We start from the raw sequence: 22,087 nt of genomic DNA, 5'->3' as shown, positions 1-22,087 counted from the left end.
ACGGATCAAGGTTGTGCGCGCGGCTGGCTGACAGAATGACCCTCAATCTGCAGAGGGAGCTATCATGGTCAGCCGCAAGATTCGCGACAAACACGAGACGCTTGTCAGCCGTATGGCCGACACGCTCGGCCTCGATCTGGAAGAGCTCGGCCAGCGCGGGCTCTTTCCGTCCGCCGAACGCGACGACGCGATATTGTCCTGTCTGGGGTGCACGCAGCTCGGCTCGTGCGAAGCTTTCCTTCTGGACACGGTCGCAGCGGATGCCGCTCCACCCTATTGCCGGAACGCCGAACGCTTCGCGACGCTGTCGGACAAGGCCCGGTGACGCTCAAAGACGGCTTTCCGCGTCCGATCGGGGACCGCCGGGCGCACCTGATGCGCGTTCGGCGCATGGCCAAGACCTTGGGCGCAGACCCCGCCGCGGCACGTCAGGCCGGCGATCTCTCGCATGGTGACTGGGCGGATATCGTGGAGCGGTGCCGTCACTGCCCCGCACCTGGGCAGTGCGACAGGTGGCTGTCGCGTCACGCGGACGCCGATGCCGCCATGCCGGGCTGCCTGAATGCGGTCCGGCTTGCCAAGCTGAAAGACGGAAACGCCTGATCCGTTCTCAGCGCGGCTTCAGCGATTCCGCGGATTTCTTGATCGCGAAATACTGGCCAGACGGGCGGAAGCGCCAAAGGTAGTCGGGAAGGACCGCTTCCATCGAAATGGGCTCGATCCCGAGGTCCGAAAATCCCTTCGCACCATCAGCAACAACGTTGTCCACCTTGAGGTTCTGTACCTGGTCGCGGGTGATCTGAGCCGGTAAGAGCCCGAAGGACGCCTTGTTCGCCATGTCGAAGCCGAACCCCATCAGGTACGCGATAGGGAACGGGATATTGAGGATGAGCCTGCGCCGCGCGATCACCTCGAGCATGTAGCTCATCAGCTCGCGGAACGTGTTCACATCGGGGCCGCCAAGCTCGTAGATACCCGGCGCCGCCTCGCCCTTGACGCCCTTGCAGGCGGCATGTGCCACATCGTCTACATAGACCGGTTGGAATTTTGTACTCGCGCCCACGACGGGCAGGATCGGCCCGAGGCGCGTCATCTGGGCGAAGCGGTTGAAGAACTGGTCCTCGTGCCCGTAGATGATCGAGGGCCGGAGGATGATGGCACCCGGGAACGCCTCGAGAACCGCCTCTTCGCCGGCAGCCTTCGTCCGGGCATATTCGCTCTTGGAGCCAGAATCCGCGCCGATTGCCGAGATCTGCACGAGCGCCCCGACATTTTCCTGGCTCGCCATGCGTGCGACCCGCGCCGCGCCCTCGGCCTGAACCGCGTCGAAGGTATTCCGTCCCGCCTCGGCCAGAACGCCGATGCAATTGACCACCGCATTCGCGCCCATCGTCACGTGCCTGACCGACTCGTCATCGCGGATGTTGCAGAAGACGGGCTCGACCTGACCGACAACCCCATAGGTTCGCACGAAGATCGCATCGTTGGGATGGCGGCACGCCACCCGGACGCGCCAGCCATCCTTGGCCATGCGCCGTGCGATGTATCGGCCCAGAAAGCCGGAGCCGCCGAAGATGGTGACGAGCTTGGATTTGGGCATCGGGTCTCTCCCCTCGGAGCGTCGGTTTGCCCGTTCCTAACCCTGCCCGCGCCCTACGGCAAGGGACGCCGCGCCGCAGTGCGAAACGTCGCGGAATCGCCGTTGACACGCATCGCGACGGGGTCTAAACGCCCCTCCACGCAACCTGCCCAGGTGGCGGAATGGTAGACGCGCCAGCTTCAGGTGCTGGTGTCCGTATGGACGTGGAGGTTCGAGTCCTCTCCTGGGCACCATTTCTCCGGTCGTTTGAACCGTGAGAGGTGCGTACAAGTTTTCAGGACGGAATAGATATCGGCGCCGGGCGCGTTTTTTCGCGTCGGAGGCGCACATAGTTCAGGGCGTCGCCGCGCGACCGTTCCGAAGATCGGTCGCGCGGGCGGGCGCTGTCACTCCTCGGGCATCACCCGGAGGCGCAGTTCCATGAGCTGATCGGCGGACGGCTCGGAGGGCGCGCCCATCATCAGATCCTCGGCGCGCTGGTTCATCGGGAACATGATGACCTCGCGGATATTGTCTTCATCCGCGAGCAGCATCACGATCCGGTCGATTCCCGCCGCGCAGCCGCCATGCGGGGGTGCGCCGAAGCGGAAGGCGTTGACCATGCCGCCAAAGCGCTTGCGAACCTCGTCTTCGCCGTAACCGGCAAGCTCGAAGGCGCGGAACATGATCTCGGGCTTGTGGTTCCGGATCGCGCCGGAGACCAGCTCGTAGCCGTTGCAGGCCAGATCGTACTGGTAGCCTTTCACGCTCAAGGGATCGCCCTGAAGCGCGTCCATCCCGCCCTGCGGCATCGAGAAGGGGTTGTGGCTGAAGTCAATCTCGCCCGTCTCTTCGTCGGCCTCGTACATCGGGAAATCGACGATCCAGGCGAAGGCGAAGCGGTTCTGATCGGTGAGGCCCAGCTCGTCGCCGATCACGGTGCGCGCCTTGCCCGCGACCCGTTCGAAATCCTTGGGCTTGCCGCCAAGGAAGAACGCCGCATCGCCGACGCCGAGACCCAGCTGTTCGCGGATCGCCTCGGTGCGTTCGGGGCCGATGTTCTTGGCAAGCGGGCCGGCGGCTTCCATGCCATCGCCCTGATCTCGCCAGAAGATATACCCCATCCCCGGTAGACCCTCTTTCTGCGCGAAGGCGTTCATCCGGTCGCAGAACTTGCGCGACCCGCCGCCGGGCGCGGGGATGGCGCGGATCTCGGTGCCGTCCTGTTCGAGGAGCTTGGCGAAGATGGCAAAGCCCGAGCCTTTGAAATGCTCCGAGACGCGCTCCATCTTGATCGGGTTCCTGAGGTCCGGCTTGTCCGTGCCGTACCAGAGCGCCGCGTCGGCATAGGAGATCTGCGGCCAGTCCTGCGGCGCGTCGACGTTGCGGCCGCCGCCGAACTCCTCGAAGACGCCCGCGACGACAGGCGCGATCGTGTCGAAGACGTCCTGCTGCTCGACGAAGCTCATCTCCATGTCGAGCTGGTAGAAATCTGTGGGCGAGCGGTCGGCGCGCGGATCCTCGTCGCGGAAGCAGGGCGCGATCTGGAAGTACTTGTCGAAGCCCGACACCATGATGAGCTGTTTGAACTGCTGCGGCGCCTGCGGCAGCGCGTAGAACTTGCCCGGATGCAGGCGCGAGGGCACAAGGAAGTCGCGCGCGCCTTCGGGCGAGGACGCGGTGATGATCGGTGTCTGGTATTCCCTGAAGTTCTGATCCCACATCCGTTGCCGGATGGAGCGCACGACGTCCGAGCGCAGGGTCATGTTCTTCTGCATGACCTCGCGGCGCAGGTCGAGGTAGCGATACCGCAGGCGCGTCTCCTCGGGATATTCCTGGTCGCCGAAGACGATGAGCGGCAATTCTTCGGACGCGCCCAGAATCTCGACGTCACGGATATAGACCTCGATCTCGCCGGTCGGCAGCTTGGGGTTCACAAGGCTCTCGTCGCGCGCCTTCACCACGCCGTCGATCTTCACGCACCATTCGGAGCGAAGCTTGTCGACTTCGGCGAAAACCGGGCTGTCGGGATCGCAGAGCACCTGCGTGATGCCGAAATGATCGCGCAGATCGACGAAAAGCACGCCGCCATGATCGCGGATGCGGTGGACCCAACCTGCGAGGCGGACCGTTTCGCCTACATGCTCTTTGCGAAGATCGGCGCAGGAATGGCTGCGGTAAGCGTGCATCTGGGATCGCCCCTCGAAAAATGCGGAAAAGTTGTGCGCCGATACATCGTTCCCCGGCCGGGAAGTCAAGCCGCAGGCTGCTACGATTTGGCGCAGCCGGAAAGGCGCGCTAAAATAACTGACATATCGAGCGGCGGGCCAGGTTTACAGCCTTTTTGAAAGGAGAGGCACAATGTGGGACCGTATTCTTGACAGCGTTTTACGAAAACTCGTGACGGTGGGCGATCTGAGCGTGACATGGCCGGACGGGCGCGTGTCACGCTACGGATCGGGAGAGGAGCCGCGCGTGGCGGCAACGATCCGTGAGCCCTCCGCAATGCGTGCCCTCTGTCTCAACCCGGTTCTCGCGCTGGGCGAGGCGTATATGGACGGGCGGATCGAGGTGTCCGACGACAATCTCCGCCCGCTTCTGGCGCTCCTGCAGCGCGCCCGCGAAACCGGCGGTCGGATGCCGGCGTGGATCGAGGCGGTCAACTCCGCGCGCATGGCCCTCAGCACGTTCCTTCAGCGCAACACGCCGATAACGGCGCGCTCGAACGTCGCGCATCATTACGATATCTCGGATGACCTTTACCGGCTCTTCCTCGACGAGGACATGCAATATTCCTGCGCGTATTTCAGCCGGCCCAACATGACGCTGGACGAGGCGCAGGCGGCCAAGAAGTCGCATATCGCCGAGAAGCTCAGGATCGAACCCGGCATGCGCGTTCTCGACATCGGATGCGGCTGGGGCGGAATGGCGCTGACGCTCGCACGCGATTACGGCGCGCAGGTGACCGGAGTGACCTTGTCGCGCAACCAGCTTGCAACCGCAAAGGCGCGGGCCGAAGCGGCGGGGCTGGTCGATCGCGTGGAGTTCCGGCTCGAAGATTACCGGAACGTCACCGAAACCTTCGACCGGATCGTGAGCGTCGGCATGCTCGAACATGTGGGCCGGCCGCAATTTTCGACGTATTTTGGAAAGGTGGCCGAGCTTCTGGATCCCGACGGCATCGCGCTGATCCACTCGATTGCGTTGTCGAGCCGTCCGTCTCCGACCTCGCCCTGGATCGACAAGTACATCTTCCCCGGCGGCTACGTGCCGGCGATGTCCGATCTCGTGCCGGAGGTGGAGCATGCGGGTCTCTGGATGGCGGATATCGAGATGCTGCGCGGTCATTACGGGCCGACGCTCGCGCATTGGCGCGAGCGCTTCGAGGCGGTCTTGCCGCAAGTGCGCGAGATGTACGACGAGAGGTTCGTTCGGATGTGGCGCTTCTACCTCGTTGCCTGCGAGACCGCCTTCGAAGAGCAGCGCCAGGGCGTCGTCCACCTGCAATTGTCGAAAAAGCAATACGCCGTGCCGGTGACGCGCGATTATCTTTACACCAAAGATCGCGCGCTGGCGCAGGCTGCCGAATAACTCAAAGCGTCAGCTCGAAGCTGCAATGGTCGTGCCCCGCGGCCATGCAGGCGGTCTCCCGACACACGAAATCGCGGTGCGACATGCGCTGGAACATGTGCTCGAACATGGCGGCGTGAAAATGGCAGATCGGCTGGTCCGCCGTCACGCCGATCGCCAGGGGGTTGTGATAGATCGCGAGCCGGGAGGTGGTCTGGATCGCGAAGGTTCCCGAGCCTCGGAAACCCGCAGAATTGAGCCGCGCCGCTTTTCCGACGAGCCAGGCGGACACTGACCAAGGCATGTTCTGTAGAAGGAGAATCGCTTTCGGCGTGATGTTCTGGCTGACGAAGACCTCGGCTGCGACGCGCCCGGCCATGTCTAGAATCTCGCTTGCCTCGCCGGGCCAGTTTTCACGTACCAATGAATGCAGCCGGGCAACCCGGGCCTCTGACAATGTCCCGTCGTCAACCGGCAGATCCTCGATTCCAGCATCGGCGAAAACGCGGTCGCGGCTGGCAGAACCTTTGGCTTGCTCGATCACGGCATGCAGCGACGCAACCATGTTGGCGTCCATGAGACCCGACCCGGTGGGCGGCTGCGAGATGATCTCATGGCTATTGGCCATTTCGGGCGCTCCCGGCGAATGGAGGAAAACCTGGCTTTGAATGCGGCGCTCAGAGCGTGTCCTGCGATGTGTCAAATGTATAGTACACTTGCTGGAAAAAACTGTCAGAAAAATCTGACAGCTTGAATTTGACCGCCGGGCGACGCCCGTGGGCACATCGTGATGCGACTATAGGTCAAACGGTTCTTGAACCGCCGTCTCTCATGTCTATAAGGCACGACAATTTGCGCTCCGGCCCGCTACCGCCGGGGCGACTCGCTTGCCGAATGATGAGGTCCCACATGCCCAAACGCACCGATATCCAGTCGATCATGATCATCGGAGCCGGCCCCATCATCATCGGTCAGGCCTGCGAGTTCGACTATTCGGGCGCCCAGGCGTGCAAGGCGCTGCGCGAAGAGGGATACCGGGTCATCCTCGTTAACTCCAACCCTGCGACGATCATGACCGATCCGGGCCTGGCCGATGCCACTTACATCGAGCCGATCACGCCAGAGATCGTCGCCAAGATCATCGCCAAGGAAAAACCCGATGCGCTGCTGCCGACGATGGGCGGGCAGACCGGGCTCAACACCGCGCTCAAGCTCGAGGAGATGGGCGTTCTGGCCGAACATGGCGTCGAGATGATCGGCGCCAACCGAGATGCCATCGAGATGGCCGAGGACCGCGCGCTCTTCCGCGAGGCGATGGATCGGATCGGGCTCGAGAATCCCAAGGCCACGATCGTCACCGCGCCCAAGAAGCCTGACGGGAATGCGGATCTCAAGGAAGGTGTGCGGATCGCGCTCGGCGAGCTTGAGCATATCGGCCTGCCCGCGATCATCCGGCCCGCCTATACGCTGGGCGGCACTGGTGGCGGTGTCGCCTATAACCGCGAGGACTTCGAATATTACTGCCGCTCCGGCATGGATGCCTCGCCGGTGAACCAGATCCTGATCGACGAGTCGCTTCTGGGTTGGAAGGAATTCGAGATGGAGGTCGTCCGCGACCGCGACGACAACGCCATCATCGTCTGCGCCATCGAGAACGTCGATCCGATGGGCGTGCATACGGGCGACTCCATCACCGTCGCGCCGGCGCTCACGCTGACGGACAAGGAATACCAGATCATGCGTAACGGCTCGATCGCCGTTCTGCGCGAGATCGGCGTCGAGACGGGCGGCTCCAATGTGCAATGGGCGATCAATCCCGAAGATGGCCGCATGGTCGTGATCGAGATGAACCCGCGCGTCTCGCGCTCCTCTGCGCTGGCGTCGAAGGCCACGGGTTTCCCGATCGCCAAGATCGCCGCGAAGCTTGCCGTGGGCTACACGCTTGACGAGCTCGACAACGACATCACGAAGGTCACGCCGGCGAGCTTCGAGCCGACCATCGACTACGTCGTCACCAAGATCCCGCGTTTCGCCTTCGAGAAATTCCCCGGCTCCGAGCCGCTGCTGACCACCGCCATGAAGTCGGTGGGCGAGGCGATGGCCATCGGCCGCACCATCCATGAGAGCCTGCAGAAGGCACTGGCCTCGATGGAGACGGGTCTTTCAGGCTTCGACGAGGTCGAGATCGAAGGTGCGGACGATCCGGCGAACGTGCGCGCGGCGGTGATCAAGGCGATCTCCAAGCCGACGCCCGATCGCATGCGGACCATCGCGCAAGCCATGCGCCACGGTCTGTCAGATGACGACATCCACGGGGTCACAAGCTTCGATCCCTGGTTCCTGGCCCGGATCCGCGAGATCGTCGAGGCCGAGGAGGACGTGCGCGCGAACGGTCTGCCGCAGGACGAAGAGGCGTTCCGCGCGCTCAAGATGATGGGCTTCACCGACATGCGCCTCGCCGCGTTGTCCGGTCAGGACGAGATGGAGGTGCGTGCTCACCGCACTCGCCTCGGCGTCACTGCAGTTTTCAAGCGGATCGACACTTGCGCGGCCGAATTCGAAGCGCAGACGCCCTACATGTACTCGACCTACGAAGCCCCGCTCATGGGCGAAGTCGAATGCGAGGCGCGGCCCTCGGGCGCCAAGAAGGTCGTTATCCTCGGTGGCGGGCCGAACCGGATCGGGCAGGGGATCGAGTTCGACTATTGCTGCTGCCACGCTTGCTTTGCGCTGACCGATGCCGGCTACGAGACGATCATGATCAACTGCAACCCCGAGACTGTGTCGACCGATTACGACACCTCGGATCGTCTCTATTTCGAGCCTCTGACCTTCGAACATGTGATGGAGATCCTGCGCGTCGAGCAGGAGAATGGCACGCTGCACGGCGTGATCGTGCAGTTCGGCGGCCAGACCCCGTTGAAGCTTGCCAACGATCTCGAAGCGGCGGGTATCCCGATCCTTGGCACCACGCCCGACGCCATCGACCTGGCTGAAGATCGCGAGCGGTTCCAGGCGCTCGTCAACAAGCTCGGGCTGAAGCAGCCGAAGAACGGCATCGCCTCCTCGGATGCACAGGCGCTCGATATCGCCGAAGGGATCGGCTTTCCGCTGGTGATCCGTCCCTCCTACGTGCTGGGCGGCCGCGCGATGGAGATCGTGCGCGATATGGACCACCTCAAGCGCTACATCGCCGAGGCGGTCGTGGTCTCGGGCAAGTCGCCCGTGCTGCTCGATGGCTATCTCTCGGGCGCGGTGGAACTTGATGTCGACGCGCTCTGCGACGGGACCGATGTGCATGTCGCCGGCATCATGCAGCATATCGAAGAGGCGGGCGTTCATTCCGGCGATAGCGCGTGCTCGCTGCCGCCCTATTCGCTGCCTTCGGAGATCATCGAAGAGGTCAAGCGCCAGACCGTGGCGCTCGCGCTGGAACTCGGTGTCGTCGGACTGATGAACGTGCAATTCGCGGTCAAGGACGAGACGATCTTCCTCATCGAGGTCAATCCGCGCGCCTCGCGGACCGTGCCCTTCGTCGCGAAGGCCACCGACAGCGCGATTGCCTCCATCGCCGCGCGGATCATGGCGGGGGAAAAGCTCTCGGCCTTCCCGCTGCGTGAGCCGCACGGCGATCAGATCGACTACGACACCGACGTGCCAATGGCCGATCCGATGACGCTGGCCGATCCCATGATGCCGTGGTTCTCGGTCAAGGAGGCCGTGCTGCCTTTCGCCCGCTTCCCCGGGGTCGATACCGTGCTCGGCCCCGAGATGCGCTCGACCGGCGAGGTGATGGGCTGGGACCGTTCCTTCCCGCGCGCTTTCCTCAAGGCGCAGCTCGGCGCTGGTAACATGCTCCCCGAGGGCGGTCGCGTCTTCCTCTCGATCAAGGACGAGGACAAGGGCGCGCAGCTCATCGAGACCGCGAAGACGCTGATGGAGCAGGGCTTCTCCATCGTCGCAACAGCCGGCACGGCGGCCTATCTCAAGGCCGAAGGCGTGCCTGCCGAGATCGTCAAGAAGGTCTATGAGGGCCGTCCGAACGTGGTCGACATGCTCAAGGATGGAGAAATCCAGCTCGTCATGAACACGACCGAAGGCGTCGCCGCGCTGGAAGACAGCCGCGAGATCCGCTCCGTCGCGCTCTACGACAAGATCCCATACTTCACGACCCTCGCGGGGGCGCATGCGGCCGCGCAAGCGATCCGCGCCCGCGGCGAAGGCGAGCTGGTGGTGAAGAGCTTGCAGGGGTGAGTAAATAGAGAGTCTAAAAATATAAACCTAGCAAAACTCAACTTGCTACACGCTTCAACCGCTCTTTACCGCGGCTTGGATCGTCAAGCAACTCCAGGCAACTGCTCGAGGAATTTTCTCATATTTCTCCAAGACTCAAATACTTTCCCGCGTACTATTTCGAAGTCAAAATCTAGATGTTCTTCTAAACTTCCAGGGGTGATCAAAGGAAATCTATAGAACTCCGAGAAGCCGAGACACCGATCATCTACGTACGTTAGGAAGCTGCGCTTGTTTCTACTGAGAAAGTTTAAGTGCGCGTGCAATCTGCTTCCTACGTGGATATCAATCCCCTCATAAAATTGCCTACACTCAAGTTCCGTCTTGGGCGCTATAATACTGTATCCCATATCTCTGGCTAGCTGATGTAGTACCTCTATCCTGCGCAAGTAAACTTTGTCTTTTGACTTCATTAACGCGCTTTGTACGAAACTTTTAGGGCGGAAATCTTGGTGTAAAACAAGAAATTTATCTGCATTTGGAAAGCTTCTCTTAACATCGATGAGTGTAAGATACTCACGTTCAAAGAAATCATCTCTTTCAGTTATAGTTACGGCAACTTTTTTGATTCCCTCGTGGAATTTTTGCTTTTGAAAAATCGGAGAGTCGTAGATAACTGGGCAGCCCGTCATCACGAACCTACCTTTCAACTCTGGAAAGGAAGCTTCTAAAATGGAAATGGTGTTCGGGCAGCGCCAAGAGGAGTACTCAATATTTCTATGGATGCCTTTGATGATTTCAGAGGCTTTTCGCGTGAAGCCACGATTCCTTTTGGGGATTCCATTTATCCCTATTCCAAAAGGAAAGAAGCGCAAGCGGTCATCGGACAGTAGGTCCACGTCAAAATTTGGCCAAGGCGAAAAATCATCCGATAACATGTTTGCACCGCCAATGATGACTGTTCCAGCCGATATTAATCGACGAACTTCTGACTTAGATGGTTCTTCTCGCGTAGAGAACGTAAGATCACTTTTAAATTCCCCTATTCTTCTCTCGATAGCGGCCTTTATAAATCCATCGCCAAGATTACGTCTTTTCTTAGACGGTCGTGGAATGAAATAGGGGGTAACAAGTGCCGTATTATTTATTCCTAGATTGCTATCCATTTTAAATTCCAATTTTTATAATCTAATATTCTATTATGCCGCTACTATATAAAAGCCGTCTTGCTCGAAGTTGTAGTTGTCCCAAAGCCCCATACTTTCGTAGCCGGTGCGCCGTACTTCTCCACTTCGCAATCTTTCGGGTTTTATCGCTATTTCGTCCTATTCCTTTGAAGTGCAATATGTACCCTGTTCGTCCGGTCACATCATTCCACAAGACAGGGTCGATACAAGCCACTTCTGCGCCTTCGACCTTGTAATACTGGCCTGCTTTCCCTTCGTTTGAGCCGAGCGTAAGATCTGACAGAGCCTTTTGATCCGATTTTCTTGTATCGCCACACTCCTCTGCCCACTTATTAAGAAGCCCAAGAGATTTGTCGTTATTATTAAATAGAAGGAATCCCGCATTTAGAAGCCCGTTCTTGATATGGCTTTCTCTTTTCATTTCTTTTGGATGTCGTGGAGTAATAACAACGTCGGCTAAAGGCAGGCTTTGATATGAAATCTTTTTCGTAATAAGCATATCTGCGTCAAGATATAGCACAGGTTGATTGAATTTCTTAAGTGCGTGCCGAATTGCGGCTGGTTTGTGATGTGTTCTTATATAGCCTTCATCGGTTTTGCTGCGGAATGAGCTCTCAAAATCCAATTTAACGATGTTTGATTTTAACTTTTGACGATCACGTTCGGTGAGTCCTACATCATAAATGACTGGATAGGCTCCAGAAAATAATCTAATATTTTTTTCAATTTCTTCCAGAGCAAAAAGAAAGTTAGAATCTCCGCAAGTGATTATTATCATTGACTACATCCGTAGCTGCGATCAAGTTCCGGCAAGTTTTCCGAGGTGAGCTTCGTGCTGTCAATGCTCAAAACGAAATTTCCTTAAGTGCCGGAATTGTAAAGACTTTTTAGGTGTAGGGTCAGGTCAAACTGTTTTAATAGTACGTCCTGTCTGTTAGCTAAATGTGGAAACGCCAACCGTTTAAGGACCGCCATGCCCAAACCCGTCATCCTCACCATTCTCGACGGCTGGGGGCTCTCCGGGAGCCGGGAGGCCAACGCGCCCGCGCTTGCGAAAACACCGAACATGGACCGTTTGATGCGGGAGTGTCCGAACGCGACGCTGACGACGCATGGGCCTGACGTCGGGCTTCCGACCGGGCAGATGGGCAATTCCGAGGTCGGACATACCAATATCGGTGCCGGGCGCGTTGTCGCGATGGATCTGGGGCAGATCGATCTCGCGATCGAGGATGGCTCGTTCTTCGACAATGCCGCCATTCTCGACTTCGCCGCGCGGGTAAAGACCGCGGGCGGGCGCGCGCACCTCTTTGGCGTCGTCTCGGACGGGGGTGTGCACGGGCACATCCGACATCTCCTCGCGGCGGCCAAGATGATGACCGAACAGGGGCTGAGCGTCGTCGTTCACGCGATCACCGACGGGCGCGACGTTGCGCCGAAAAGCGCGGATGGCTTCATGTCGGAGTTGGTGGACGGTCTGCCGGACGGGGCTGCCATCGGCACGGTGATCGGGCGCTATTTCGCGATGGACCGCGACAACCGCTGGGACCGCGTGAAGACGGCCTTCGACGCCATCGCCGAAGGAAACGGTCAAAGCGCAAGCACGCCCGCTGAGGCGGTCGCGCAAGCCTATGAGAGCGGCAAGACGGACGAGTTCATCCCAGCGACCGTGATCGAAGGCTATGATGGCATCGCGGAAGGCGATGGGCTTTTTTGTCTCAACTTCCGGGCCGACCGGGCGCGAGAGATCCTCGCGGCGCTGGGCGCGCCCGAGTTCGACGGTTTCGAGCGGACGCGTCCTGAGATGTCGGCGCTTCTCGGCATGGTCGAGTACAGCGATGCTCATAACGGCTACATGGCGACCGCCTATCCCAAGCGCGAGATCGTCAACACGCTCGGCGCATGGGTCGCGCAACACGGGCTGCGCCAGTTCCGGCTCGCCGAGACGGAAAAATACCCGCATGTCACCTTCTTCCTCAATGGCGGCAAGGAAGTGCCGGAAGAGGGTGAGGATCGGCATATGCCCAAATCTCCGGATGTCGCGACCTATGACCTGCAGCCGGAGATGAGCGCGCCCGCGGTGACCGAAAAATTCGTCGAGGCGATCGAGGCGGGCTATGATCTGATCGTCGTGAACTACGCCAATCCGGACATGGTGGGTCATACAGGTGATCTTGATGCCGCGATCCGCGCCTGCGAGGTGGTCGACGAGGGACTCGGCCGGGCGCTCGAGGCGATGGACGCGGCGGGCGGTGCGATGATCATCACTGCCGACCATGGCAATTGCGATGTCATGGTCGATCCCGAGACCGGCGGGGCGCACACGGCGCATACACTCAATCCAGTGCCTGTGATCCTTGCGGGTGGGCCCGAGGGGTCCGCGCTCGCCGATGGTCGCTTGGCCGACCTTGCACCGACGCTGCTGGAGCTGATGGGGCTCGAGGCACCCGATGAGATGACCGGCAAGAGCCTGATCCGGCGATGATCCGAGCGGCGGCCATAGTTCTTTGTCTGGCCGTGAGCGGCACTGCCGAGGCACAGGATGCAGGCGAACGCGCGAGAGCCGCGGCCGTGGCGCTGGAGCGGGCGGCCGAAGATCTCGCGGTCGCGGATCGTGCCTCGGATCGCGTCGCGGCGCTCACCGACACGATCCGCGCCTATGAGGATGGACTGGTTGCCATGCGGGACGGGCTGCGCGATGCCGCGATCCGCGAGGCGGGCCTGCGCCGCGATCTCGCAGCGCGCGAGACGGAGGTCGCAGAGCTGCTCTCGGCGCTTCAGTCCTTGGGCCGCAGCGACGTGACCCAGCAGCTTCTTCATCCGGATGGCCCAGTCGGCGCGGCTCGCGCGGGGATGCTCGTCGCCTCGGTCACGCCCGGCCTTGCAGCCCGCGCCCTCGCACTTCGCGCGGATCTCGAGGAAGTTGAGGATCTGCGTATCCTGCAGGAGAACGCGGCGGAGACATTGCGCGACGGCCTGCAGGGGGTGCAGGAGGCGCGCGCGGCGCTCAGCCAGGCAGTGGCCGACCGCACCGACCTGCCGCAGCGCTTCACCGAGGATCCGGTCAAGACCGCGATCCTGATCGGCGCGACGGAGACGCTGGACGGTTTTGCGAGCGGCCTTGCCGAGATTACCGAGGGCGAAACCGCTCCCGAAACCGGTGCGACGCTGGCAAAGGGCGACCTGGCTTTGCCGGCTTCGGGTCAGATCCTGCGGCGCGCTGGAGAAGAAGATGCCGCTGGCGTCGCGCGTCCGGGTATCGTGCTCGCGACCGCGCCGGGCGCGTTGGTCACGACACCCGCCGCTGCGACGGTGCGCTATCGCGGTCCGCTGCTGGATTACGGTCTTGTCATCATCCTTGAGCCGCGCGCCGATCTGTTGTTCGTCTTTGCAGGGCTCGACACGGTCTACGGTGAGACGGGGCAGGTTCTGCCCGCCGGGGCGCCAGTGGGGCTCATGGCGGGCGGGGCCGAAGACACCTCTGTGTTACAGCCCAATTCGGGGGGTGGAAACGCCCGGCCCGAAACGCTCTATATAGAGGTGAGAGAGGGAGACCGTCCCGTGGATCCGCTGGACTGGTTCGCAACCGACAAGGGATGACTTTGGAATGAAGAAATTCGTCATGGCCGCGGCCGGCGGCACGATCGCCGGAATCGTCGCGACGACACAATTCGTCGGCCCGCTTCTGGCCCAGGAAGAGCAGCGAAACGCCAGTGTCTACGAACAGCTCGACCTGTTCGGCGACATTTTCGAACGCGTCCGGGCGCAATATGTCGAGCAGGTGAACGAGGAAGAACTGATCGAGGCGGCCATCGACGGCATGCTGACCTCGCTCGACCCGCATTCGAGCTACCTCTCGCCCGACGACGCAGCCGACATGCGCGTGCAGACGCGCGGTGAATTCGGCGGACTCGGCATCGAGGTGACGCAGGAAGACGGCTTCGTGAAAGTTGTCTCTCCGATCGACAGCACTCCTGCCGACGAGGCCGGGATCGAGGCGGGCGACTTTATCACCCATGTCGACGGCGAGTCTGTGCTGGGCCTGACGCTCGACGAGGCGGTCGACATGATGCGCGGGCCGGTCGGCTCCGAGATCGTTATCACGGTCGTGCGCGAAGGCGAGGCAGAACCCTTCGACGTCGAGATCGTGCGCGATACGATCACGCTGACCGCGGTGCGGACCCGCACGCAAGGCCAGACCGTGGTCCTGCGGATCACGACCTTCAACGATCAGACCTTCCCGAACCTGGAATCGGGCCTTCGCGAAGAGGTCGAGGCGCTTGGCGGTATGGAGAACGTCAACGGGTTCGTCATCGACCTGCGGAACAATCCGGGTGGCCTCTTGAACCAGGCCATCGAGGTATCCGACGCCTTCCTCGATGCAGGTGAGATCGTCTCGACTCGTGGGCGTGACCCGGCGGATGGCGATCGCTACAATGCAGAAGAGGGCGATCTGGCCGAAGGCAAGCCGATCGTTGTCCTGATCAACGGCGGCTCGGCGTCTGCGTCCGAGATCGTGGCAGGGGCGCTGCAGGATCACCGCCGCGCCATCGTCGTCGGCACCAAGAGCTTTGGCAAGGGATCCGTGCAGACGGTTATGCCGCTTCGGGGCGAGGGCGCGATGCGTCTGACCACGGCGCGCTATTACACTCCGTCCGGTCGCTCGATCCAGGCGCTTGGCGTCTCGCCCGACATCATCGTGGCGCAGCCCAACCGCAATCCGGTCGACGAGGAGGCCGATGAAGAGGCATCCGGCCTGCCGACGCGCTCCGAGTCGGACCTACGCGGCGCGCTCGGAAATGACAGCCTCAGCGAGGACGAGGCTCGCCAGATCGAGGAAGACCGCGAGAAGGCCGAGGAGGCCGCGGCACTCCGCGAAGAGGATTACCAGCTCGCTTACGCGATCGACATCCTCAAGGGCCTGTCGGCTCTGGGCCCCGAGGTTCGTGCGCTGAGCCAAGGCGCGATCGTCGCGCCCGAAAGCGGCGATGGCGAGGACAGCTCGCAAAGCGAATAAGTGAAGAGACAGAAGGCGCGGGAACACCCCTCCCGCGCCTTTTCAGCACCGAGGCGCCCATGAGCCCTGAAGAGATCGCCGCGCTGCCTTATCGCCGCAATGTAGGCGTGATGCTGGTGAACGCCGCCGGTCATGCCTTCGTCGGCCAGCGCGCGGACCGCCAACCGCACGAGCCGCCGGCCTGGCAAATGCCGCAAGGCGGAATCGACAAGGGCGAGGAGCCGCGCACCGCCGCGCTCAGGGAACTGACCGAAGAGACGGGCGTCACGCCGGACCTCGTAACGGTCGAGGCGGAAACCGAAGGCTGGATCGCGTACGATCTGCCGCACGACATCGTTCCGCGCATCTGGAAAGGCCGGTACAAGGGCCAGGAGCAGAAATGGTTCCTGCTGCGCTTTCACGGCTCCGACGACCAGATCCGGCTCGATGCCGACGCGCATCAGGAATTCACCGAATGGCGTTGGCTTCCCGCCGATGAGGTGATCGACCAGATCGTGCCGTTCAAAAGACCCGTTTATGAACAGGTCATCGCCGAATTCCGGGAGAAGCTCTGATGATGCGCGTCATTGCCGGCCTGATGCTCGCCTTAAGTGGAGGCCCGGCGCTGGCGCTCTCCTGCATGCCTGCCGATGTGGCGCGTGAGTTCCGCCAGGCCGAGTCAGACGAGGACCCCTGGATCATCGTTCTGGGCCGAATGACCTTTGATGAAAGCCGCCTGCCGCGCGAGGATCTCTCGCAGCAGCAACCGCCGCAGACCGATATCCCGGCACGTATCTCGGGTCGCTCGCTCGGACCGGACGGCTTCGCCCAACCTTTCGAGCGCACTATCACGCTGCGCGCGCTCTGCCTTGGTCCCTGGTGTGCGGGGGCGGAAAGCGGAGAAGACTACCTCATGTTTCTCGAGCAGGAAGGCGAGGGATACATCGCTCTCGCGAGCCCCTGTCCCGGATTCATCTATCCGCGCCCGACCGCCGAACAGATCGAGACGGTGACCTCCTGTTTCACCGGTGGTCGCTGCGAGTCGCAGGGATCGCGGTAAGCGAACTCGTCTGCGTCAGCCGTCCCGCAGGTGAGTCAGCACGTTCAACGAGACATAGCCGTCCGGCCGCAAGCCTTGCGCCGATTGGTAGTCGCGCACCGCCGAGATGGTGAGCGGCCCGATCCGGCCGTCGATCTTTTCGGGGTCGAACCCCGCGTCGCGCAGGCGCTCTTGCAGCTCGATCCGCTCGTCAAAGGTGAGCGCGCGGTCCGCCCGTGGCCAGGAATTCGTCAGCGGCCCGGCCCCGGCGAGCCGGTCGGCCAGGTGCCCCACGGCGATCACGTAGGCGTCCGCGGTGTTGTAGCTCTCGAGCACCTCGAAATTGTCTGAGATCAGAAAGGCCGCGCCGTCCGCGCCCGCAGGCAAGAGAAGCGAGAGGCCGGTGCCGTCCGGGATCTCCGGCTGACCGACAGGCGTCACGCCCGCCTCGCGCCATGCCTCGAGGCTCATCACGTTGTCCCGCCGGGCGCTCATCCAGTCGAAATCTGAGGGCAGCAATACTTCGACGCCCCAGGGCACGCCGGTCTGCCAGCCGTTCTCCTTCAGATAGGCGGCTGTCGATGCGAGCGCGTCGGAGGGATCGCTGCCCCAGATGTCGCGCTTTCCATCGCCCGTCCAATCCACGGCCAGCCGCAGATAGGAAGACGGCATGAACTGTGTATGCCCCATCGCGCCCGCCCAGGAGCCGCGCAGCGAGCCGACATCGGTATCGCCCGCTTGGAGAATATTGAGCGCGGCGAGCACCTCGTTCTCGAAGAACTCCGCACGGCGACCCTCATAGGCCAGCGTCGCAAGCGCTGCGAGCGTCGGGGTGGTGCCCTTGTAGCCGCCATAGGCCGATTCCAGCCCCCAGATCGCCGTAACGATTTCCTTGCGGACCCCATATTCCGCCTCGATCGCCTCCAGCACCTCAGCCCGTTCTTCGAGCGCCGCGCGACCGTTGGCCACCCGCGTGTCGGAGACGGCGGTGTCGAGGTAATCCCAGATCGTCTTTGTGAACTCGTTCTGGCTACGGTCGCGTTCGACGATGACAGGATCGAAAGCAGCCCCGTCGAACGCCGTGTCGAACGTGTCCGCCGAGATACCCTCGGCAATCGCGGTGTCCCGGAACGACGCGATCCATGCCTCGAAACCGGCTTGTGAGAGCTCGCCCGCAGGGTCGGCGGGGCGCATTTCAGGCTCGGTTGCGGAGGGTTGCGCCGCCGCCGAAGGGCTTTCGATCGGGCGCGGCATCGGACGCATCGAGACCTCCGGCGCGGCGATGGCGGCGCTGGCGAGAACGGTGAGGGCGAAGCTGATCTTGGCGCATCTCATCGAGAAAACCTGTCGATATGTGGCTTGGCCAATCTAACCGGAGGACACCGTCCCGCAAAGCTGCCCGTCGCAGCCTTAGCAAGGCCCCGCCGATGGCTCACTTCGCGCGCCGCTCCCGCGTCTTGCGGACCTTGGCGTCTTTCTTCCTGGCGCGGGCGAGCTTGCGCTTGGGCGGCTTGCCTTTGCCACGCGACGGTGCGGTACCTGGACGGCGCCGGCTCGAGCCGCGACCACCGCCTTGCGGCATCTCGCGATCCTCGAGTTCCAGAAGGTCGAAGGCGATCCCGCCGGTGACCGGTGCAGCTTCGATCAGCTTGACGCGCACGCGCTGACCAAGGCCGATCACGGTGCCGGTATCGGCCCCCATGAGCGTGCCTTCCTCGCGGTCGAAGTGGAAGTATTCCCGCCCGAGGTTGCGAATGGGCACGAGCCCGTCCGCGCCTGTCTCGTCGAGCTTCACGAACACGCCGAACTTGGCGATGCCCGAGATGCGCCCGGTGAATTCCGCGCCGACGCGGTCCGACAGATACGCCGCGAGATAGCGGTCGGTCGTATCGCGCTCGGCCACCATAGAGCGGCGCTCGGTCTCAGAGATGTGTGTCGCGGTCTGCTCCAGCGCTTCGAGATCGCCCTCGGTCAGCCCGTCATCGCCCCAGCCATGCGCCGAGATCAGCGCCCGGTGCACGATGAGGTCCGAGTAGCGCCGGATCGGCGAGGTGAAATGCGCGTAGTTCTGCAGCGCGAGACCGAAATGGCCGAAATTCTTGGGGCTGTAATAAGCCTGTGTCATTGCACGGAGGGTCGAGAGGTTGATGAGCTCGGCCTCGTCGCTGCCAGCGGCCTGCAGGAGAAGCTGGTTGAGATGCGCGGTCTTGAGCACCTGGCCTTTGGCCAGCGTCAGGCCCGCCGCCTCTGCGGTGTCGCGCAAGGAGTCGAGCTTGTCCTGCGGCGGCTCTTCGTGGACGCGGAACAGAAGCGGTGTCTTCTTGGCGATCAGGGTTTCGGCGGCAGCGACGTTGGCCAGCACCATGAACTCCTCGATCATGCGGTGTGCATCCAGCCGGTCGACGAAGTTCACGCTCTCTACCGTGCCGTCTTCGGACAGCGAAATCCGCCGCTCAGGCAGGTCGAGCTCGAGCGGTTGCCGACGGCCACGTGCCGAACGTAGGGCGAAGTAGGCCTCATAGAGCGGTTTGATGACATCATCGAGCAGGGGCTCGGTCGCCTCGTCAGGCTCACCGTCGAATGCGGCCTGCGCCTGTTGGTAGGTCAGCGAAGCCGGAGAGCGCATGAGCCCCCGCACGAATTTGTGGCTCTTCTTGGTGCCTTCGGCATCGAGCACCATTCGCACCGCGAGGCAGGCGCGCGGCACACCCTCGTGCAGCGAACACAGATCGCCCGAAAGCCGGTCGGGCAGCATCGGCACGACGCGATCGGGGAAGTAGCTCGAATTGCCGCGCTGCCGCGCCTCGCGGTCGAGCGCCGAGCCCGTGGTCACGTAATGGGCGACATCGGCGATGGCGACCCAGAGGATATGCCCGCCTTCGTTCTTCGGATCATCGTCAGGCGCGGCATAGACCGCGTCGTCGTGATCCCGTGCGTCGGCTGGGTCAATCGTAACGAGCGGCAGGTCGCGCAGATCGGTCCGGCCCTTGAGGCCCGCCGGCTTCATCCGGTCGGCCTCTGCCAGCACCTCGGGCGGGAAGTCGTCCGGGATGCCGTGTTGATGGATCGCGATGAGCGAGACCGCGCGCGGCTCCGAGGGGTCGCCGATCCGGAGCGTGATGCGGGCCCGGGGCGCACCCATGCGGCCGCGCGGGCCGATCTGTTCCGCTTCGACAAGCTCGCCGTCCTGCGCGCCGCCCGTCGCATCCGCGGCCACGCGCCATTCGCTGTCGGAGCCCTTGTCGATGGGGGCAATTCGCCCGCCTTCGGAAGCCTTCTTGTAGATGCCGACGATCTTCTTGGGCGTCGCACCGATCTTGCGGATCAGCCGCGCCTCGTAATCGTGGCCCTCTTCGCGAACCTGTTGCAGCCGGGCGAGGATACGGTCACCGGCACCGAGCGCGGCATCGCTCTGTCGCGTGACCATCAGAACACGCGGCTCGCGACCCTCGCCATGCCATTCCATCGGCTTGGCATAGAGATCGCCATCCGCGTCCGGCTCCAGCACTTCGAGAACGCTGACCGGCGGCAGACGATCAGGGTCGCGGTAAGTCTTCTTGCGCTTTTCGAGATGCCCTTCGTCCTCGAGCTCTTTCAGAAGCTTCTTGAGGTCGATGCGCTGCGCCCCCTTGATCCCGAACGCCTTCGCAATATCGCGCTTGGCGGTCTGGGTGGGGTTCTCGGAGATCCAGTCGAGGATCTGCGCCTTTGTGGGTATCTGTGCCATGATGTGCGACGTAGCACGGCCCCGAGGGGCCGTCACGCGCGGATCAGATCGCGCGTGCCATCATCTGGTGCGGCACGCCTTCATCGTCATAAATTGGTCCCTCCGGGGCAAAGCCGAGACCGCTGTAGAACGCCTGCGCCTGAACCTGCGCCGAGAGCGCGGCACGGCTCAGCCCGTCAGCGCGAAAGTGCGCGATACCGGCTTCAACGAGCGCCGCGCCGATGCCCTTGCCGCGCGCCTCGCGGGCCACGCAGATGCGCCCGATCCGCCCTTCACCTTCCACAACGAAGAGACGCGCGCAGCCGATGGGCTCACCGTTCTCTGTCGCCAGAAGATGCAACGACGTCTCGTCGAGATCATCGAACTCGGACTCGACCGTGAAGCCCTGCTCCTCCACGAACACAGCCATCCGGAGCGCGCGGATCGGTGCGAAATCCTCGGTCTGAATGATCGTGACGCTCATGCGAAATACTCCACCAGGATACGGCGATAGGTCTCTTTTAGCTGCGTGATCTGCTCGAGCGGCACGCGTTCATCGACCTGGTGCATGGTCTTGCCGACGAGCCCGAACTCCACGACCGGGCAGTGATCCTTGATGAAGCGCGCATCCGAGGTGCCGCCGGTCGTCGACAGCTCGGGTTTGCGTCCGCATTCCGCCTCGACGGCGCGTGCGACCAGATCCGACAGCGGGCCGGGCGGCGTGAGGAAGGCCTCGCCCGAGACCTTGATCTCAAGCGTCGTTTCGGTGCCGAACGCCGCATCGACCTCCGCCGCTTCTTGCCGCAGCCACTTCGACAGGGACGCGCCGTCATGGCAATCGTTGAAGCGGATATTGAGAAGCCCGCGCGCCTCGGCGGGGATCACGTTGGTCGCGGGATTGCCCACATCGAGGCTTACGACCTGCAGTGCCGAGGCGTCGAAATGGTCCGTACCCTGGTCGAGCTGATGGCTTGCCAGCCGATCCATCAGCCGCGCCAGCGCGTGGCAGGGGTTCTTGGCGCGATGCGGATAAGCGGCGTGCCCCTGAACGCCGGTGACCGTAACCCAGGCAGAGAGTGAGCCGCGGCGGCCGATCTTCATCATCTCGCCCATCTCGTCGGGGCAGGTCGGCTCTCCGACGAGGCAGACGGACATTGCCTCGCCATTCTCGGACATCCAGTCGAGCAGGGCGCGCGTGCCGTCGACGGATGGCCCTTCCTCGTCGCCGGTGATCGCCAGGATGATAGCACCGTCCGGCGGTGTCTCGCGGACATGGTCGATCGCGGCGGCAGCGAAGGCCGCAACGGCCGATTTCATATCGGTCGCGCCCCGCCCCCAGAGCTGGCCGTCCCGCTCCTCCGCGCCGAAGGGATCGGCCGTCCAGTCGCCTCGGTTGCCCACGGGCACGACGTCCGTATGTCCGTTGAAGCCGAAGCTCTTCGCGTGCGCCTTATCGCCCCAACGGGCGAAGAGATTGGCCACGCCGCCCCGATCCGCGCGCCAACAGGTGAAGCCCGCTGCCTCCAGCTCCGCCGTCAGAATTGCCATTGCGCCGCCATCCTCGGGCGTGACCGAGGGGCAGCGGATGAGTTCGGCAGTCAGGCGCACGGGATCTGTGGGCATGGATAGGCTCCGGAAAATCGCTTCATGCTGGCTAGTCCAGCGCCGCAGTCGATGCAAATGTGTCTTGAATGCCTCATTTCTGCGGCGTGTTTCGCGCGCTTCCGGCAAGGCCCTGAGACAGAGGCGCATTTTCGCGTTAGCGTTCTTGCATAAA

General features: G+C 62.4%; 18 protein-coding genes and 1 tRNA gene. 10 read left to right on the top strand and 9 right to left on the bottom strand.

Annotated elements, in window-relative coordinates:
- Nucleotides 1–64 precede the first annotated feature (64 nt).
- Nucleotides 65–325 carry a DUF6455 family protein gene (locus BM171_RS01570; RefSeq protein ID WP_245760149.1) on the top strand — a complete coding sequence of 87 codons (261 nt, stop codon included), beginning with the start codon at nucleotides 65–67 and terminating at the stop codon, nucleotides 323–325.
- A complete protein-coding gene (locus BM171_RS01565; RefSeq protein ID WP_093009029.1) occupies nucleotides 322–603 on the top strand; it encodes a DUF6455 family protein in 282 nt (93 codons plus the stop codon). The genes BM171_RS01570 and BM171_RS01565 overlap by 4 nt, the downstream gene beginning before the upstream one ends.
- Before the next feature lie 7 nt (nucleotides 604–610).
- On the opposite strand, the gene BM171_RS01560 is transcribed toward BM171_RS01565, so the two are convergent.
- Entirely contained in the window at nucleotides 611–1,600 is a 990-nt protein-coding gene (locus tag BM171_RS01560) for a complex I NDUFA9 subunit family protein (RefSeq protein WP_093009028.1), read from the bottom strand.
- 147 nt (nucleotides 1,601–1,747) lie between these two features.
- Between BM171_RS01560 and BM171_RS01555 the strand changes: the two genes are divergently transcribed.
- Nucleotides 1,748–1,833: transfer RNA gene (locus BM171_RS01555), tRNA-Leu, on the top strand.
- A 153-nt stretch (nucleotides 1,834–1,986) separates the two neighbouring features.
- Here BM171_RS01555 and aspS read toward each other — a convergent pair.
- The gene (gene aspS, locus BM171_RS01550) at nucleotides 1,987–3,768 is read right to left on the bottom strand and encodes an aspartate--tRNA ligase (RefSeq protein WP_093009027.1); all 1,782 of its coding nucleotides are present in this window, start codon (nucleotides 3,766–3,768) and stop codon (nucleotides 1,987–1,989) included.
- A 172-nt stretch (nucleotides 3,769–3,940) separates the two neighbouring features.
- Here aspS and BM171_RS01545 point away from each other — a divergent pair, with 172 nt between their 5' ends.
- Entirely contained in the window at nucleotides 3,941–5,170 is a 1,230-nt protein-coding gene (locus tag BM171_RS01545; protein WP_093009026.1) for an SAM-dependent methyltransferase, read from the top strand.
- Nucleotide 5,171: 1 nt separating this feature from the next.
- Here the strand turns inward: BM171_RS01545 and bchJ are convergent, their stop codons facing one another.
- Entirely contained in the window at nucleotides 5,172–5,777 is a 606-nt protein-coding gene (bchJ, locus tag BM171_RS01540) for a bacteriochlorophyll 4-vinyl reductase (protein ID WP_093009025.1), read from the bottom strand.
- Nucleotides 5,778–6,058: 281 nt separating this feature from the next.
- Between bchJ and carB the strand changes: the two genes are divergently transcribed.
- Nucleotides 6,059–9,403, top strand: coding sequence for a carbamoyl-phosphate synthase large subunit (gene carB, locus BM171_RS01535; RefSeq protein WP_093009024.1), 3,345 nt, complete (start codon nucleotides 6,059–6,061; stop codon nucleotides 9,401–9,403).
- An 83-nt stretch (nucleotides 9,404–9,486) separates the two neighbouring features.
- Here the strand turns inward: carB and BM171_RS18660 are convergent, their stop codons facing one another.
- Both BM171_RS18660 and BM171_RS18655 read right to left on the bottom strand, forming a co-directional pair.
- Nucleotides 9,487–10,548, bottom strand: coding sequence for a polysaccharide pyruvyl transferase family protein (locus tag BM171_RS18660; protein WP_139218654.1), 1,062 nt, complete (start codon nucleotides 10,546–10,548; stop codon nucleotides 9,487–9,489).
- A gap of 22 nt (nucleotides 10,549–10,570) precedes the next feature.
- Entirely contained in the window at nucleotides 10,571–11,347 is a 777-nt protein-coding gene (locus BM171_RS18655) for a putative nucleotide-diphospho-sugar transferase (RefSeq protein ID WP_139218653.1), read from the bottom strand.
- 195 nt (nucleotides 11,348–11,542) lie between these two features.
- Between BM171_RS18655 and gpmI the strand changes: the two genes are divergently transcribed.
- From gpmI to BM171_RS01510, 5 genes are read left to right on the top strand one after another with little or no spacing between them, the layout of a single operon-like run.
- Nucleotides 11,543–13,054, top strand: a complete 1,512-nt coding sequence (gene gpmI, locus BM171_RS01530) for a 2,3-bisphosphoglycerate-independent phosphoglycerate mutase (protein ID WP_093009023.1) — start codon at nucleotides 11,543–11,545, stop codon at nucleotides 13,052–13,054.
- On the top strand, nucleotides 13,051–14,169 hold the full coding sequence (locus BM171_RS01525; protein WP_093009022.1) for a murein hydrolase activator EnvC family protein: 1,119 nt from the start codon (nucleotides 13,051–13,053) through the stop codon (nucleotides 14,167–14,169). Before gpmI ends, BM171_RS01525 begins: the two co-directional genes overlap by 4 nt.
- Before the next feature lie 7 nt (nucleotides 14,170–14,176).
- The gene (locus tag BM171_RS01520) at nucleotides 14,177–15,586 is read left to right on the top strand and encodes a S41 family peptidase (RefSeq protein ID WP_093009021.1); all 1,410 of its coding nucleotides are present in this window, start codon (nucleotides 14,177–14,179) and stop codon (nucleotides 15,584–15,586) included.
- A 59-nt stretch (nucleotides 15,587–15,645) separates the two neighbouring features.
- Nucleotides 15,646–16,140: an RNA pyrophosphohydrolase gene (locus BM171_RS01515; protein ID WP_093009020.1), complete on the top strand. Its 495-nt coding sequence runs from the start codon at nucleotides 15,646–15,648 to the stop codon at nucleotides 16,138–16,140.
- The gene (locus BM171_RS01510; RefSeq protein WP_093009019.1) at nucleotides 16,140–16,625 is read left to right on the top strand and encodes a hypothetical protein; all 486 of its coding nucleotides are present in this window, start codon (nucleotides 16,140–16,142) and stop codon (nucleotides 16,623–16,625) included. Before BM171_RS01515 ends, BM171_RS01510 begins: the two co-directional genes overlap by 1 nt.
- Nucleotides 16,626–16,640: 15 nt before the next feature.
- On the opposite strand, the gene BM171_RS01505 is transcribed toward BM171_RS01510, so the two are convergent.
- The 4 genes from BM171_RS01505 to dapE all read right to left on the bottom strand — a co-directional run bounded on the left by BM171_RS01505 (nucleotide 16,641) and on the right by dapE (nucleotide 21,933).
- Nucleotides 16,641–17,939, bottom strand: coding sequence for a lytic murein transglycosylase (locus tag BM171_RS01505; protein WP_093009018.1), 1,299 nt, complete (start codon nucleotides 17,937–17,939; stop codon nucleotides 16,641–16,643).
- A 97-nt stretch (nucleotides 17,940–18,036) separates the two neighbouring features.
- Nucleotides 18,037–20,331: a ribonuclease R gene (gene rnr, locus BM171_RS01500; protein WP_093009017.1), complete on the bottom strand. Its 2,295-nt coding sequence runs from the start codon at nucleotides 20,329–20,331 to the stop codon at nucleotides 18,037–18,039.
- A 43-nt stretch (nucleotides 20,332–20,374) separates the two neighbouring features.
- The gene (locus BM171_RS01495) at nucleotides 20,375–20,794 is read right to left on the bottom strand and encodes a GNAT family N-acetyltransferase (RefSeq protein WP_093009016.1); all 420 of its coding nucleotides are present in this window, start codon (nucleotides 20,792–20,794) and stop codon (nucleotides 20,375–20,377) included.
- Nucleotides 20,791–21,933, bottom strand: coding sequence for a succinyl-diaminopimelate desuccinylase (dapE, locus tag BM171_RS01490; RefSeq protein WP_093009015.1), 1,143 nt, complete (start codon nucleotides 21,931–21,933; stop codon nucleotides 20,791–20,793). The genes BM171_RS01495 and dapE overlap by 4 nt, the downstream gene beginning before the upstream one ends.
- Between the last annotated feature and the right edge of the window lie 154 nt (nucleotides 21,934–22,087).

This window comes from Roseivivax halotolerans (assembly GCF_900115815.1).
In the GTDB taxonomy this organism is placed as follows: Bacteria; Pseudomonadota; Alphaproteobacteria; order Rhodobacterales; family Rhodobacteraceae; genus Roseivivax; species Roseivivax halotolerans.
Note: the sequence above shows the minus strand (reverse complement) of the source record. Positions and strands in the feature narration are given on the sequence as shown.